Origin of the sequence: Kribbella catacumbae DSM 19601 (assembly GCF_000372465.1) — a bacterium.
Taxonomy (GTDB): domain Bacteria; phylum Actinomycetota; class Actinomycetes; order Propionibacteriales; family Kribbellaceae; genus Kribbella; species Kribbella catacumbae.
In genome coordinates, this window is the sequence record NZ_AQUZ01000078.1 from 21,136 (window position 1) to 36,651 (window position 15,516).

The 15,516-nt window shown below is 67.2% G+C and carries 13 protein-coding genes and 1 riboswitch; of the genes, 4 read left to right on the forward strand and 9 right to left on the reverse strand.

The window, feature by feature from the left end; all coding sequences use genetic code 11:
• Nucleotides 1-114: 114 nt before the first annotated feature.
• From A3ES_RS0141905 to ilvD, 5 genes are all read right to left on the reverse strand, one after another.
• The gene (locus tag A3ES_RS0141905) at nt 115-1,308 is read right to left on the reverse strand and encodes a trypsin-like peptidase domain-containing protein (RefSeq protein ID WP_020392832.1); all 1,194 of its coding nucleotides are present in this window, start codon (nt 1,306-1,308) and stop codon (nt 115-117) included.
• A 118-nt stretch (nt 1,309-1,426) separates the two neighbouring features.
• The gene (gene ilvC / locus A3ES_RS0141910; protein WP_020392833.1) at nt 1,427-2,446 is read right to left on the reverse strand and encodes a ketol-acid reductoisomerase; all 1,020 of its coding nucleotides are present in this window, start codon (nt 2,444-2,446) and stop codon (nt 1,427-1,429) included.
• Between the two features lie 89 nt (nt 2,447-2,535).
• Nucleotides 2,536-3,213, reverse strand: coding sequence for an acetolactate synthase small subunit (ilvN, locus tag A3ES_RS0141915; protein WP_020392834.1), 678 nt, complete (start codon nt 3,211-3,213; stop codon nt 2,536-2,538).
• On the reverse strand, nt 3,213-4,961 hold the full coding sequence (locus tag A3ES_RS0141920; protein ID WP_020392835.1) for an acetolactate synthase large subunit: 1,749 nt from the start codon (nt 4,959-4,961) through the stop codon (nt 3,213-3,215). Before A3ES_RS0141920 ends, ilvN begins: the two co-directional genes overlap by 1 nt.
• Before the next feature lie 361 nt (nt 4,962-5,322).
• Nucleotides 5,323-7,005, reverse strand: coding sequence for a dihydroxy-acid dehydratase (gene ilvD / locus A3ES_RS0141925; RefSeq protein ID WP_020392836.1), 1,683 nt, complete (start codon nt 7,003-7,005; stop codon nt 5,323-5,325).
• Nucleotides 7,006-7,202: 197 nt separating this feature from the next.
• On the opposite strand from ilvD, the gene A3ES_RS51975 reads away from it, so the two are divergent.
• Together A3ES_RS51975 and A3ES_RS0141935 are read left to right on the forward strand one after the other, a co-directional pair.
• Nucleotides 7,203-7,748 carry a CHAP domain-containing protein gene (locus tag A3ES_RS51975; RefSeq protein ID WP_020392837.1) on the forward strand — a complete coding sequence of 182 codons (546 nt, stop codon included), beginning with the start codon at nt 7,203-7,205 and terminating at the stop codon, nt 7,746-7,748.
• A 192-nt stretch (nt 7,749-7,940) separates the two neighbouring features.
• Nucleotides 7,941-8,023, forward strand: a riboswitch (ZMP/ZTP riboswitch).
• 21 nt (nt 8,024-8,044) lie between these two features.
• Nucleotides 8,045-9,094, forward strand: coding sequence for a hypothetical protein (locus A3ES_RS0141935; protein WP_020392838.1), 1,050 nt, complete (start codon nt 8,045-8,047; stop codon nt 9,092-9,094).
• A 4-nt stretch (nt 9,095-9,098) separates the two neighbouring features.
• Here the strand turns inward: A3ES_RS0141935 and A3ES_RS0141940 are convergent, their stop codons facing one another.
• The 3 genes from A3ES_RS0141940 to A3ES_RS0141950 are packed head-to-tail and all read right to left on the reverse strand — an operon-like array spanning nt 9,099 to nt 11,455.
• The gene (locus tag A3ES_RS0141940; protein WP_020392839.1) at nt 9,099-9,383 is read right to left on the reverse strand and encodes a ubiquitin-like small modifier protein 1; all 285 of its coding nucleotides are present in this window, start codon (nt 9,381-9,383) and stop codon (nt 9,099-9,101) included.
• Nucleotides 9,383-10,474 carry a WD40/YVTN/BNR-like repeat-containing protein gene (locus A3ES_RS0141945; protein ID WP_020392840.1) on the reverse strand — a complete coding sequence of 364 codons (1,092 nt, stop codon included), beginning with the start codon at nt 10,472-10,474 and terminating at the stop codon, nt 9,383-9,385. The genes A3ES_RS0141940 and A3ES_RS0141945 overlap by 1 nt, the downstream gene beginning before the upstream one ends.
• A 51-nt stretch (nt 10,475-10,525) precedes the next feature.
• Nucleotides 10,526-11,455, reverse strand: coding sequence for a 2-hydroxyacid dehydrogenase (locus tag A3ES_RS0141950; protein ID WP_020392841.1), 930 nt, complete (start codon nt 11,453-11,455; stop codon nt 10,526-10,528).
• Between the two features lie 270 nt (nt 11,456-11,725).
• Between A3ES_RS0141950 and A3ES_RS0141955 the strand changes: the two genes are divergently transcribed.
• Nucleotides 11,726-13,105: an FAD-binding oxidoreductase gene (locus A3ES_RS0141955; protein WP_237745195.1), complete on the forward strand. Its 1,380-nt coding sequence runs from the start codon at nt 11,726-11,728 to the stop codon at nt 13,103-13,105.
• The gene (locus A3ES_RS0141960; protein ID WP_020392843.1) at nt 13,102-14,391 is read left to right on the forward strand and encodes an SAM-dependent methyltransferase; all 1,290 of its coding nucleotides are present in this window, start codon (nt 13,102-13,104) and stop codon (nt 14,389-14,391) included. Before A3ES_RS0141955 ends, A3ES_RS0141960 begins: the two co-directional genes overlap by 4 nt.
• Nucleotides 14,392-14,831: 440 nt before the next feature.
• Here the strand turns inward: A3ES_RS0141960 and A3ES_RS54740 are convergent, their stop codons facing one another.
• On the reverse strand, nt 14,832-15,236 hold the full coding sequence (locus A3ES_RS54740) for a hypothetical protein (RefSeq protein WP_157631043.1): 405 nt from the start codon (nt 15,234-15,236) through the stop codon (nt 14,832-14,834).
• Nucleotides 15,237-15,516: the final 280 nt, after the last annotated feature.

Sequence of the window (15,516 nt, forward strand, 5' to 3'; positions counted from 1 at the left end):
ACCGCGCTGTGCCCGCTGACCACGATGCTACCTGGTCGGCGATTCCGGCGCCCACACGGTCTCATCTCAGTCGCGGGCCCGCAGGGATCGCGGGATCGGTCGTCACCGCGCGGATCAGTCGCAGCTGCGCGGAGTCTGTACGCCGACCGCCTGGTCCACCACGAGCTTGCCGCCCTCGCGGACCAGCCGGTACCGGTTGTCGATCCGGTTGCAGGTCTGCCCGGCGGCGCCGTTGCTGTTCGGCGAGAACAGCACGGTGAAGGTCATCCGGGCGTTCACGAACTCGCCGGCTGACGTCACCTCGGTGATCCGGGCCCCGAACAGGAACGAGGTCTGGTGGTTCTTGAGGTCTCTGGCCACGGTGAGCGCCTTGGCCAGCTGCTTCGAGTAGAGCTCCCGGATCGCGACGAAATCGTGCTTGTTCGTGGTGGTGATGTAGTCGCCCAGCAGCTTCTGGACCTCGCCCGCCAGCGGCGTGTTGGCCACCGCCAGCTCGGGCACGATCGGGGTCTGCGGCCCCCGCGAGCGCGGGCAGGTCCCGCCTGGCTCCGGGGTGATCCCGGGCTGCCCCGTACCGGAGTACTGGCGCAGGTTGTCGAGTGGCACCACCTTGGCGGTGGCCACCGTGTCGCCGGTGACCAGGCCGATCACCCGGCCCGACTTGTCGAGCACCGGCGAACCGAGTTTGGTCGCGTTGAGCACTGACGGGAGCGGCTTGGGTTCGTTGGCCGGGCCGAGCAGCTGGATGGTCTGCAGCCCGTTGGCGATGAACCCGAGGACCGCCCGTTCAGCGTCGCCCGGCGGGTCCTTCGGAGCGAGCTGCGCCTTGGGGGTGGTCAGCTGGCCGAGCATCTGCAGTACTGCGACGCCGTCCTGGCTGCTCCCGAGCACGTTGGCCCGGCGTACATCGCCGCTGGTGGTCATGAAAGCGACGGACATCGGCTGCTTGATGGACGAGGCCGCGGTCAGTACGAGCCCGTTCTCGAGCAGTACGCCGGTCGCCTGGCCGGTCCCCTCGCAGGTGGTGGCGAAAATCCGGACGACGCTGGGACCGGCCGCCTTCTGCACCTCGGCGACGTCCAGGTTGAGACTGTCAGCGCGGACCAGCCAGCCGGCCCCCGCGCCGAGCACGAGAACGAAGACCACCAGCGGGACCACGAACCGCAGCCGGAACTTCGGCGGCAGCGGCGGCTCGGTCGGTACGGGCGGCCGTCGCGGCGGCGCCTCGATCGACGTCAGCGGCGCCAGCGCCCCGGCCGGGACGCGCCGAGGCGGTTTCGGCAGCTCTCGCCTGCCGCTGTCCGCCATCCGCTGCCCCCTGATCACAAGTCCCAAACTCCGGCGTCACCGATTGTGTCAAAGAAAAGCCGACGTTCGGCTCACTTAGATGTGAGCCGAACGTCGGCTTACTGCGAATCGCTGGGGATCAGCGGGCGGAGGTGCCCTCGACGTAGTCGTCGTCGTGCGACTTGACCCAGGCCATCAGACCGCGGAGCTCCTTGCCCACAGCCTCGATCGGGTGCTCCTCGCTCTTCTTGCGGAACTCGGCGAACTCCGGCGCACCGGCGTCCTGGTCGGCGATGAAGCGCGCCGCGAAGGTGCCGTCCTTGATGTCGGCCAGGACGTCCACCATCCGCTGCTTCACCGACGCGTCGATGATCCGCGGGCCGGACACGTAGTCGCCGTACTCCGCGGTGTCGGAGACCGACCAGCGCTGCTTGGCGATGCCGCCTTCGTAGATCAGGTCGACGATCAGCTTGAGCTCGTGCAGGCACTCGAAGTACGCGACCTCCGGCTGGTAGCCGGCCTCGGTCAGCACCTCGAAGCCGGACTGGATCAGCGCGGAGACACCACCGCAGAGGACGGCCTGCTCACCGAACAGGTCGGTCTCGGTCTCCTCGGTGAAGGTGGTCTTGATGCCGCCGGCGCGCAGGCCGCCGATGCCCTTGGCGTAGGACAGCGCGAGGTCCCAGGCTTTGCCGGAGGCGTCCTGCTCGACCGCGACGAGCACGGGCACGCCGCGACCCTCGCTGAACTCACGCCGGACCAGGTGGCCGGGACCCTTCGGCGCGACCATGAAGACGTCCACGCCGGCCGGCGGCTTGATGTAGCCGAACCGGATGTTGAAGCCGTGACCGAAGACGAGCGCGTCGCCGTCGACCAGGTTCGGCTCGATGGCCTCCTTGTACAGGGAACGCTGCGCCGGGTCCGGGGCGAGCACGACGATGACGTCGGCCTCCTCGCAGGCCTCGAACGGGGTCAGCACCCGCAGGCCCTGGGCCTCGGCCTTGGCGCGGCTCTTCGAGCCCTCCGGCAGGCCGACCCGGACGTCGACGCCGGAGTCGCGCAGGGACAGCGCGTGGGCGTGGCCCTGGCTGCCGAAGCCGAGCACGGCCACGTTGCGGCCCTGGATCACCGACAGGTCGGCGTTGTCGTCGTAGAACATTTCTGCTGCCACTTGGAGCTCGTCTCCTTGGAATCTGTTGAGAAGGTCGACTGACGGTCTGTACGTCGGTGCCGGCCGGGGTTGGTTTCTCAGCCCTGGCGAGCCGGGGCTGGGCGGTGGCCCGGCGGCGGCGCCGGCACCGGGTGGGACGGGTTGCTGTTAGCAGTACCGGCCGGGGCCGGGGTGTTGTTCGCAGTACCGGCCGGGCGGGCCTGCAGGGTCGGCGCTCCGGAGGCCACGTGTGGCGGCGGGACCGGGACCGGGCGCAGGGTGCGGTCGGAGATGGAGCGGCTGCCCCGGCCGATCGCGACCATGCCGGACTGCACCAGTTCACGGACGCCGAAGGGTTCCAGCACCCGGAGCATGGCTTCGAGCTTCTCGGGATTGCCGGTGGCCTCGATGGTGATCGCGTCCGGAGCGACGTCCACCACTTTCGCACGGAACAGCTGGACGGTCTCCAGCACCTGCCCGCGGCTGAGGGTGTCCGCCTTGACCTTCACCAGCAGCAGTTCACGCTGCACGGTGGAGGTCGGCTCGAGTTCGACGATCTTGATCACGTTCACCAGCTTGTTCAGCTGCTTGGTGATCTGCTCCAAAGGCTGCTCGTCCACGCTGACCGCGATGGTCATCCGGGAAACTTCCGGGTGCTCGGTCGGGCCCACCGCGAGCGAGTCGATGTTGAAGCCACGCCGCGAGATGAGTGCGGCGACGCGGGCCAGCACACCGTGCTTGTTCTCGACCAGGATGCTCAAGGTGTGTTTCGACATTACAGCTCCTCCCCGTCCCACTTCGGCGCCATGTCGCGGGCGATCTGGATGTCGTCGTTGCTGGTGCCGGCGGCAACCATCGGCCAGACCATCGCGTCGCGGTGCACGACGAAGTCGACCACCACCGGCTGGTCCGTGACCGACATCGCCTTGTCGATGGTGGCGTCGACCGACTCCTTGTCGGAGCAGCGCAGCCCGACGCAGCCCATCGCCTCGGCCAGCTTGGCGAAGTCCGGGATCCGCGCGGAGTGCAGGTCGGTGTTGGAGTAGCGCTTGTCGTAGAACAGCGTCTGCCACTGCCGGACCATGCCCAGCGACTGGTTGTTGATCACCGCGACCTTGATCGGGATGCCCTCCAGCGCGCAGGTGACGAGTTCCTGGTTGGTCATCTGGAAGCAGCCGTCGCCGTCGATCGCCCAGACGGTCTTGTCGGGCCGCGCGACCTTCGCGCCCATCGCGGCGGGCACGGAGTACCCCATCGTGCCAAGGCCGCCGGAGTTCAGCCAGTGCAGCGGCTTCTCGAACGGCAGGTAGTGCGCCGCCCACATCTGGTGCTGTCCGACGCCGCTGGTGTAGATGGCGTCCGGCCCGGCGATCTGGCCGATCCGCTGGATCACGTACTGCGGCGACAGGCTGCCGTCCTCCGGGTCGTCGTACCCGACCGGGTACTTCGCCCGCACCGACTCGAGCAGCCCGCGCCAGGCGGAGTAGTCCGGAGTACGGCCGCTGCTCGCGATCTCGCTGCTCAGCGCGGCGATCAGATCGACGATGACCTCCTTGCAGTCACCCACGATCGGCACATCGGCGGCGCGGTTCTTGCCGATCTCGGCCGGGTCGATGTCCGCGTGGATCACCTTCGCCTCGGGGGCGAACGATTCGAGCTTGCCGGTCACCCGGTCGTCGAACCGCGCGCCCAGGCAGATCAGCAGATCAGACCTTTGCAGCGCGCCGACGGCCGAAACCGAACCGTGCATGCCCGGCATGCCGAAGTGCAGTTCGTGGGAGTCCGGCAGAGCACCACGCGCCATCAGCGTGGTGACCACCGGGATGCCGAGCTGCTCGGCGAGCTGCTTCAGCTCGGCGTACGCCTTCGCCCGGATCACGCCGCCGCCGACGTACAGAACGGGCTTTTCGGAGGCGGCGATCAGCCGGGCCGCTTCGCGCACCTGCTTGGGGTGCGGGCGGGTCACCGGGCGGTAGCCGGGCAGTGAGAGCTCGGTCGGCCAGCGGAAGTCGACCTTGGCCTGCATCGCGTCCTTGGTCACGTCGACGAGCACCGGGCCGGGCCGACCGGTAGAGGCGATGTGGAAGGCCTCGGCGATCGTGCTGGCGATGTCGTTGGGGTCGTTGACGAGGAAGTTGTGCTTGGTGATCGGCATCGTGATGCCGCGGATGTCCGCCTCCTGGAAGGCGTCCGTCCCGATCGCGGCGCTGGCCACCTGACCGGTGATCGCGACCAGCGGCACCGAGTCCATGTACGCGTCGGCGATCGGCGTCACCAGGTTGGTCGCGCCCGGGCCGGAGGTCGCCATGCAGACGCCGGTCTTGCCGGTCGCCGAGGCGTAGCCCTGGGCGGCGTGGCCGGCGCCCTGCTCGTGACGTACCAGGATGTGGCGGATCTGGGTCGAGTCGAGCATCGGGTCGTACGCCGGGAGGATCGCGCCGCCCGGGATGCCGAAGACGGTGTCCACTCCGGCATGTTCCAGTGCGCGGATCAGAGCCTGTGCCCCGGTCAGCTGCTCACTCATGGTGCCTTCCCTTGGTCGTCCCTGCTGCTTGTGAAATCGTCACTGCTAGACAAAGAAAACGCCCCCTCCGCCGGGTGGGCTGAGGGGGCGCGCTCGACTCGGTGGTCGCGTCAGTCGGCGCGCCGCACAAGTACGAGAAGAATCGATCGCATGCAGTCACCTTCGCCGACTCCCCTCGACCCGGTCAAGCCTGGCACACCTTCATCTCAGTCATTGAGATGACCGTCTTACGTTTAGGTCAGTTTACCGGCGGCTGTCCCGACCGACAGGACATAGTCCCGCCGACCTCAGGTTCCCACGCTCAGCGGCAGCCCGGCACAGCGGAATTCGGGCACTATGTCCTGTCGGTCGGGACAGATCCTCATATGCACACAGCTCCCTCGGAGGCCGACGTGACCAGCTTCCGGTACTTGCCGAGGACGCCCTTGGTGATCGCTGGCTCCTTCGGCGTCCAGCCCACGCGACGGCGGTCCAGCTCCTCGGGCTCGACGTGCAGCTCCAGAGTCCGGTTCTTGACATCGAGGGTGATGCGGTCGCCGTCCGCCACGAACGCGATCGGGCCGCCGTCGACGGCTTCGGGCGCGACGTGGCCGACGCACAGCCCCGTCGTACCGCCGGAGAATCGGCCGTCGGTCAGCAGCAGCACATCCTTGCCGAGGCCCGCGCCCTTGATCGCGCCGGTGACGGCGAGCATCTCGCGCATCCCGGGGCCGCCCTTCGGACCTTCGTAGCGGATCACCACGACGTCACCGGCCTTCAGCGATCCGTCCTCGACGGCGTCCATCGCGCCCCGCTCGCCGTCGAAGACGCGCGCAGTACCTTCGAAGACGTCCGAGTCGAAGCCGGCGCTCTTCACCACTGCCCCCTCGGGCGCCAGGCTGCCCTTCAGGATCGTCAGGCCGCCGGTGCCGTGGATCGGTCGGTCGAGCGCGCGGATGATGGTCCCGTCGACATCCGGCGGGGCGATCTCGGCCAGGTTCTCCGCCATCGTCTTGCCGGTGACCGTCAGGCAGTCGCCATGAAGCAGGCCGGCGTCGAGCAGCGCACGCATCACGACCGGGATGCCGCCGACGCGGTCGACGTCCGTCATCACGTACCGGCCGAACGGCTTCAGGTCGCCCAGGTGCGGGACCTTGTCGCCGACCCGATTGAAGTCGTCGAGGGTGAGATCGACCTCGGCCTCGCGCGCGATCGCGAGCAGATGCAGTACTGCGTTCGTCGAGCCGCCGAGCGCCATCACCACCGCGATCGCGTTCTCGAAGGCCTCCTTGGTGAGGATCTGGCGAGCCGTGATCCCCTTGGCCAGCAGGTTCACCACCGCCTCGCCGGACCTGCGAGCGAACCCGTCGCGCCGCCGGTCGACCGCGGGCGGCGCCGCCGAACCGGGTAGCGACATCCCGAGTGCCTCGGCCGCGGACGCCATCGTGTTCGCGGTGTACATGCCGCCGCAGGCGCCCTCCCCCGGGCAGATCGCGCGCTCGACGGCATCGACCTCATCGCGGGTGATCAGGCCTCGCGCGCAAGCACCGACGGCCTCGAACGCGTCGATGATGGTGACGTCCTTGTCCCCGAGCTTGCCGGGCATGATCGAACCGGCGTACAGGAAGACGCTCGCCAGATCCAGGCGCGCGGCGGCCATCAGCATGCCGGGCAGCGACTTGTCACAGCCGGCCAGCAGGACCGAGCCGTCGAGCCGCTCGGCCTCCATCACCGTCTCGACCGAGTCGGCGATGATCTCGCGGCTGACCAGTGAGTAGTGCATGCCGACGTGGCCCATCGAGATCCCGTCGGACACGCTGATCGTGCCGAACTCCAGCGGGTATCCACCGGCCGCATGCACGCCGTCCTTGACCGCCTTCGCGAGCCGGTCGAGCGACAGATTGCACGGGGTGATCTCGTTCCAGCTCGACGCCACGCCGATCTGCGGCTTCGCCCAGTCGTCGTCACCCATTCCGACCGCGCGCAACATGCCCCGCGAGGCAGTCGCCTCCAACCCATCGGTGACCGTCCGGCTCCGCGGCTTGATATCAGGCGTGTTCGACATACCGCTCACTGTAAGAGCGCCGGCCGGACAAGACTCCTGACCCCCTGTCCAGTACATTCCGTAGTTAAAGAATTACGATGGGTTGCGTACTTTGGTAGTTATGTAACAGACTGGCGGAGCCGAGCAGCTCACGCCGCTGCAAGGCGGGCCCTGGGGGGTGGCGTGTGTTCCCAACACACCACGAAGGAGATCTTTCGATGCGCCCCTCATGGAAGAACCTCGCTCCTGCCCTGCTGCTGGCCAGCGCCCTACTCTCAGTCGGCTCGGCCACCGCCTCCGCTGACACCCGTACTGCGGCTGCCGACACCCGTACTGCGATCGTCAACGCCGCCAACGGTGAGATCGGCCAAGGCGAGACCCCACCCGGCAGCAACTGCAACCCGTACGGGCCCTGCCAGGCCTGGTGCGCCCACTTCGCCACCTGGACCTGGCGCCAGGCCGGCATCAACATCCCCAACTACGGCTTCACCGGCGACATCTACACCTGGGGCCGAAACAAGGGCCGCGCCCACTCGACCAACACCGGCATGCAACCGGGTGACATCGTGCTGTACGGCACCGGCCCGCAGAACACCAGTACCAGCGTGCACACCGGCGTAGTGGTTGCTGTCGGCAACGGCAAGATCACCACCGTGGAAGGCAACTCCAACAACGCCGTTCGCAAACACGGCCCCTTCGACCCAACCCAAGCCAAGGCAGCCGGCCGCCCCGGCAACATCTACGGCTGGGTCGCAGCCCAGTAGGCGAACCGAGCGGCAGGAGTACGGCGGCTACCTCCTGCCGCTCGGCCGGACCGCCACCACTCACAAACCTCAACTGATCGCATCGAGGCAAGCGTGCACAGGCATGCTCCTGGGTGGAAACGGGAGGTTTGTGAGTGGCGGAGATCCGGGCCTGCCACCCAACAGCACGAATTCCGGCTGTAGTAATAGGCTGCTGGGCACCGCGACTGGCGAGGGTGGAGCACCACCGGGGAGCGGCCTGCACGAGAAAGGCGCCGTCCGCCTGGGCGCCTCCGACTCATCCTCGGAGGCTTTCGATGCACCTGCGCTACGGCATGAACCCCCACCAGCCCGCCACCGTCTCGGGCACCGCCCCCTTCACGGTGCTTCACGGCGCCCCGTCGTACATCAACCTCCTGGACGCACTGAACGCCTGGCAGCTTGTGTGCGAGGCGAGCCGCGCGTTCGGCGTACCGGCTGCGACTTCGTTCAAACACGTCTCCCCAGCCGGCGCCGCCCTTGCCGGGCCGCTCGACGAGACCATCCGTACTACGTACGCCGTCGACTCCACCTCACCCGTCGCCAGCGCCTACCTCCGAGCCCGCGACGCGGACCCCAAGTCGTCGTACGGGGATTTCGTCGCCGCCTCCCACCCGGTCGATCGCGATCTGGCGACTGTGCTGAAGCGCCTGACCTGCGACGGCATCATCGCGCCCGGATACGAAGATGGCGTGGTCGGCGAACTGGCCGCCAAGAAGCGCGGCACCTTCCTGATTCTCGAGGCCGACCAGGACATCGAACCTCCTGTCAAGGAGGTCCGCGAGCTCTACGGGCTCAGACTCACCCAACATCGCGACGCCGAACCGCTGACCCGGTCCCTGCTCCTCCCCGATCTACCGGCTTCCGCCGCGCGAGACCTGCTGTTGGGCTTGATCGTGCTCCGCTACACGCAGTCCAACTCGATCGCCTTCCTGAAGGACGGGATGGCGATCGGCATCGGGGCAGGCCAGCAGTCCCGGATCGACTGCACTCGCCTGGCAGGCCAGAAGGCCGATACCTGGTGGCTCCGCCGCGCAGTCGAAGCCCGTGCTGAATTGACCCTCTCCGCTCGCATCAACCATCAACTGGCAGAGGTGGATCGCCTCGGGCATTCCGAGCGGGCTAGTTGGCTGGCCCGGATGACGGATGTCTCGATGACCTCGGACGGAGCGATCCCGTTCGCCGACAACATCGAGGAAGCCCACCGCCACGGAGTACGCCACCTGGCCGAGCCCGGCGGCTCCATCCGCGCCGCCGAGGTCACCGCTGCCTGTGCCGACCTCGGCATCACCTTGTCGCGCACAGGCATCCGCCTGTTCCACCACTGAGCCATCAGCCTCCTGCGACGCTTGGCAGAACCAGTAGTTCGTCGCCGTCGGACAGTGGGGTGTCGAGGGCGTTGAGGTCGCGGATGTTGTCGTTGCCCAGGAAGACGTTGACATGGCGGCGGAGGGCGCCTTGGTCGTCGGTCAGGCGTCTGCGCAGGGCGGGGTGCTCCTCCTCCAAGGCGGCGAAGACCGCGCCGACTGTTGGCTCGCCGGACAGTGAAATCTCCACCCGCTCCGCTCCCCCGGCGAACGGTCTGAGCACCGTCGGGAGCTTCACCGCGACGGACATCAGCCGACTACCGCGGCGCGCACGGTCAGTACGTCGGGGAGATGGCGCGCCACCTCTGTCCAGGTGTCACCCGCATCGGCGCTCGCGTAGACGCAGCCGTCGCGGGTGCCGACATAGACCCCCGCCGGATCCGCCTGGTCCACGCACAGCGCGTCTCGCAGTACGGGTGCGTACGACGGGACCTCGGGCAGACCGTTCGTCAGGGCCTCCCAGGTAGAGCCGGCGTCGCGAGAGCGGTAGACGCGACACTTCGCGTCGGTGGGGATCCTGTTCGCGTCGGCGATCAGCGGGAAGACATAGACGGTCTCCGGCTCGTGTGGGTGCACCACGATCGGAAAGCCGAAGTCCGAAGGCAGGCCGTCCGCGATCGACTTCCAGATCGTGCCGCCGTCGTCGGAGCGGTAGACGCCATGGTGGTTCTGCGCAAACATCCGCTCCGGTACGTCGGGATGCGCGGCCAGCTTGTGCACGCACTGGCCGAACTCCGGATCCGGGTCGGGCATGAAGTGCGCCTTGATCCCGTGGTTCGTGGGCTCCCACGACTCGCCGCCGTCCGCGGTCCGGTAGACCCCGCCGGTCGACATCGCCACGCTCATCCGGTCTGGGTCGGTGGGATGCGGGAGCACGGTATGGATGGCCTGGCCGCCGAAGCCGGCACCCCAGTCCTTGCGATGCGGGTGATCCCAGAGCCCCCGGACCAGCTCGAAGTTGACTCCTCCGTCAGTCGACTTCCACAGCGAGGACGGCTGCGCACCGGCGTACACGACTCCGGGCTGGTCGGCGGGCGCCGGCTGGATCTGCCAGACGCGCTCCATCGACGCGTCTTCGCCTGCTGGGAAGCCGATCGAGCCCTTCGGCGGCTCGTCCCAGGTCTGGCCGAGATCGTCGGAGTGGAAGACCGCGGGCCCCCAGTGCTCGCTCGTGCCGCCCACCAACAGGCGCGGCCGATCGCCACGGGTGTCGATGCCGACCGAGTAGACACCCTGCATCTCGAACTGTGGTCCGTCGAGCGTCCATTCGCGGCGCTCGGCATCGCTCCGGCCGATCCAGAGCCCCTTCTTGGTACCGATCAGCAATACGGCCTCGGACATCTTTGTCCTCCTCCATCGTCGGCGCGGCCGGCCCGCCGCGCCTTAGTTTGGTTAGCGCGGCGGCCCCGCGACCACGTTGATCAGCGGTTCGCCGTTGGCATAGCGCTCGAGTTGGGCACGCACCAGCCGGGCCACCCGCGGCGAGAACGCCGTCGAGGCACCACCGCGGTGCGGATTGATCAGTACGTTCGGAGCCGACCACAGCGGATGCCCGGCCGGCAACGGCTCCGGGTCCGTCACATCCAGCGCGGCACGGATCCGCTCGGTGGACAGCTCAGCGATCAGCGCGTCGGTGTCGACGATGACGCCCCGCGCCACGTTGATCAGCAACGCGCCGTCCTTCAGTTGCGCGAGGAACTTGGCATCGACCATCCCCCGCGTCTCGTCGGTCGCGGGCGTCAGCAGTACGACGACGTCTGCTTTGGGCAGCAGCTCGGGCAGATCTGAGATCGGGTGAACGCCGTCCCGGGCCCGCCGCGCGACCCGGATGATGTCGCACTCGAACCCGACCAGCCGCCGCTCCAGCGCCTCCCCGATCGAGCCGTAGCCGAGGATCAGCACGGTCCGGTCGGCAAGCGAGTCGTCCAGCTCCTGGTACGACGACGGCCACTCGCCGCGCGCCTGGTTCTGCACCGCGCGCGGCAGCCGTCGGTACGTCGCCAGGATCAGCCCGACCGCGAGCTCAGCCGTTGACGCGTCATGGACACCCCGCGCGTTGCACAAGGTGACTCCCTCGCGCAGGTGCGGCAGCACGTTCTCGAAGCCGGCCGTCTGGGTCTGCACGACCTTGAGCGCAGGCATCTGGTCGACCACCTCGACGACCTCGGACGAGCCCATATAGCTGGGCACGTAGAACTCGACCGCGTCCAGCGCCGGAGGCTCGCCACCGGCGTAGTACTGCGCGTCGATCCCCGCGGGCAGCCCGCCGAGGAAGCCCTCTGGGTCTTCCCACGGCAGCAAGGTCTTCACCAAATCAGCCATGCTCCGCAACTTACTCGTACCTCCGGACAGTTTCGTACTGCGACTTCACGAGCTCATTCAGCTGGCGGCAGATCGATCATGCTGTTCTCCTTTCCCTGGTGTCTCAGCCGGTACGTCGGAGCCGTCGGCGCGCCACCTCGACATCGGGCCGGAAGAAGTTTCCACCGGGTAGAACCACTGGCTCGGGTGGTTCTGGAGTGCACTCCAGGTGTCCTGCAGGTGCACTGGGAATTCCGTGCCGGGGACGACTTCTCGTCGTACTCTGAACAGGTGCCTTCGACATCGGATCTGGCCTCGACTCTCGATCACGATCAGGCCGTTGGACGGCTGAGGTCGTCCTACCAGCGCATCCCGGCGGGAGCTCCGGTCCGCCTCGCGAAGCGCAGCTCCAACCTGTTCCGGCCCAGATCGGCGCTCGACTCCCCCGGGCTGGACGTGTCCGGGCTGACCGGGGTGATCTCGGTGGATCCGGTCGGCCGGACCGCCGACGTCCAGGGCATGTGTACGTATGAGGACCTCGTCGCCGCGACCCTTCCGCACGGCCTGACGCCGATGGTCGTGCCGCAACTGCGGACGATCACGCTCGGCGGCGCGGTCACCGGTCTCGGGATCGAGTCCTCGTCGTTCCGCGCCGGCCTGCCACACGAATCGGTGCTGGAGCTGGACATCCTCACCGGCTCGGGCGAGATCGTCACCGCCCGCCCGGACGGCGAGCACGCGAACCTCTTCCGCACCTTCCCCAACTCTTACGGCTCGCTCGGCTACGCCACCCGCCTGCGGATCGAGCTCGACCGAATCTCGCCGTACGTCGCACTGCGGCACGTGCGGCTCGGCCTGGACGAGCTGAGCCCGGCGATCGAGTCGATCGTTGCCGACGGCACGTATGGCGGCGAGCCGGTGCACTTCGTCGACGGTGTCGCCTTCAGCCCCGACGAGGCGTATCTGACGTTGGGGCGCAACAGCGATACCGCAGTACAGGTGAGTGACTACACCGGACAGCAGATCTTCTACCAGTCGATTCAGCAGCGATCGACGGATGCGCTGACCGCTCATGACTATCTGTGGCGCTGGGACACCGACTGGTTCTGGTGCTCGGCGGCGTTCGGTGCGCAGAACCCCTATGTCCGGCGGATCTGGCCCCGGCGGCTCAGGCGGAGCGACGTCTACCACAAGATCATCGGCTTCGAGAACCGCCATCAAGTTGCCGCGCGCATCAATCGGCGCCGCGGCAATCCGGATCGCGAGCGGGTCGTCCAGGACGTCGAGATCCCGGTGTCGCGGCTGGCCGGTTTCCTGCGCTGGTTCGACGCCGAGGTCGGGATGCGGCCCATGTGGCTGTGCCCGCTGCGCCTCCGCGGCGATGCTTCTTGGCCGCTGTATCCGCTCAAGCCCGGCGAGACCTACGTCAACGTCGGCTTCTGGGGCACGGTCGCGATCGCGCCCGGCGCTGCCGACGGTGACGTGAACCGCCGCATCGAGGCCGCCGTCGCCGACTTCGACGGACACAAGTCCTTGTACTCCGATGCCTACTACGACCGAGACACCTTCGACCGGCTCTACAACGTCCCGGCCCTGACTGCGGTGAAAGAACGCTACGACCCTGACGCCCGGCTCACTGGGCTCTACGAGAAGGCGGTGACGCGCCGATGACGGCAACGATCTCGACGCAGGTTTCGATCGCAGGTGCGCTCACAGCGGTGACCCCGGAGGGGCTGCCCTTCTACTTCACCGCGTACGACGGCAGCGCGACCGGGCCTGAGGACTCCAAGATCCACATGCACCTGGCGACCGAGCGCGGGCTCTCCTACGTGCTCACGGCGCCCGGCGACCTCGGGATGGTTCGCGCCTATGTGCAAGGCGATCTGGAGATCGAGGGCATCCACCCGGGCGACCCGTACGACCTGATGAAGATGATGCTCAACCATGTCCACTTCGAGCGGCCGACGCCGTCAGAGGCGTTGCGGATCGTCCGAGGCCTCGGCTGGAGCCATCTCAAGCCGCCGCCCCCGCCACCGCAGGAGCACCTGCCGAAGTGGCGCCGTACGTTCGAGGGCCTGCGGCACTCGCGAGGACGCGACAAGGCCGCGATCCACCACCACTACGACGTGTCCAATACCTTCTACGAGTACATCCTCGGACCGTCGATGACGTACACGTGCGCCGTCTACCCGTCTTTGGATGCGACGCTCGAGCAGGCCCAGCACGAGAAGTACGACCTGGTCGCCCGCAAGTTGGATCTGAAGGCGGGCCAACGCCTGCTCGACGTCGGCTGCGGCTGGGGCGGCATGGTCCGCCACGCGGCCCGCGAGTACGGGGTCAAGTCTCTGGGAGTCACCCTGTCCGCGGCCCAGGCCGAATGGGCCCAGGCAGCCATCAAGGCCGAGGGCCTCGAAGACCTCGCCGAAGTCCGCTTCTCCGACTACCGAGACGTCTCAGAACGCGACTTCGACGCCATCAGCTCGATCGGCCTCACCGAACACATCGGCGTCCGCAACTACCCGTCGTACTTCGGCTTCCTCCTGGACCGCCTGAAGCCCGGCGGCCGCCTTCTCAACCACAGCATCACCCGCCCAGACAACCGCTACCGCAGCACCGGCGCCTTCATCGACCGCTACATCTTCCCCGACGGCGAACTCATCGGCTCCGGCCGCATCATCGCCGACGCCCAAGACGCCGGCTTCGAAGTCCGCCACGAAGAAAACCTCCGCGAACACTACGCCCTAACCCTGGCGGCTTGGTCCCAAAACCTAGTCACCAACTGGGACGCGGCCGTCGAGGAAGTCGGCTACCCCACAGCCAAGGTCTGGGGCTTGTACTTGGCAGCCTGCCGAGTCGGCTTCGAACGCAACAACACACAACTACACCAAGTCCTAGCCGTAAAACTAGACGACCAAGCCAACGCCCACTTCCCCCTACGCCCCACCTGGCTCAGCTGAGACCGACACGCCCAAGCGCCACCAGGCTGGAGCGTGTCGCGGCTAACGCGCACAGGGTGGCCCGCTTGCAGCCTGCCGAATAACTGAGCACCGAAATACACTTCGACCCTGTCGAGCCTCCCGCCCCCACCCAGTTGACCCGCAGACCCAGCGGATCAGGGACCGAGGCACCATTCCGCCCTCCGGTGAACGCAACAGGATCTTGCTATGGCATCTCCGCCCCGGTCTCCCAAGGTGGCATCACAAATCCGGTCCGTGTTTGTAGAGCCAAACGGAAGGCCGGGCGGGGCCCACGGGCGCCACTCCGCCTTCTGTCATTCTGACGACTCCGGACTGCGGACACTTGTCCACTATGGGATATAGCCGCGCGGAAAACGCTGCCGACCACGCCTTCATCACAGCTGCCAAAAGTGAGAGTTGACCGACAGGATCGGCAGGCGTCAATCCAATTCGAAAACAACCCAGTCACTCATCCCGAGCGAAGGGACGCCCTGATCCTGCAGCCGTTTGGCTCCAGAGGTGGACAGATGAGAATCGTCTCGAGATCGAGCGCCGTTCACGGTACTGACTCTCCATGCGCCAGAGTTCAGAGAATCCCGCACCTCTTTCCGCAGCTTCCGCCACACCTTCATCGCGTCGCGATCTTCCGTCGTCGCACCAAGAAAAGACTCACGAAGCCCCTGCGCAGATTCCTGCCCCATGACGATACTGAACCCATTCGGATTCTTATCCACGAAGTCAAGTCCCGACCGTACCGCCAGATCGACCGGATAGATGTGCAATGAAATCTTGCCCGGAACCGCATCAGCATTTTGCGAGCCCTCCAGCTGCACGGCGCGATACACAGGAAGGAAGAACTCAGCAACGACGCTGAGGTTTAACAGCAGGGCGATTGCAAAGTTGATCTGGCCGCGGCTGGCGTGTCGGTTTTGACTTGAGGTGGCGGCGTGCGTGGCGCGGGCGTGGAGACAGCGGCTCCGTTGGGATGCTGCAGGTTCCTACACCGTTGCCGCGTCGCAAGGAGCCGCTGTCGTGTCGTCATTGTCGTTGCTCGTGGGTGTGCTTGACCAGCCGTCGGAGATGGAGGCTCGGGCCCGACGCGATGTCTCGGGTTTGATGCGGGCA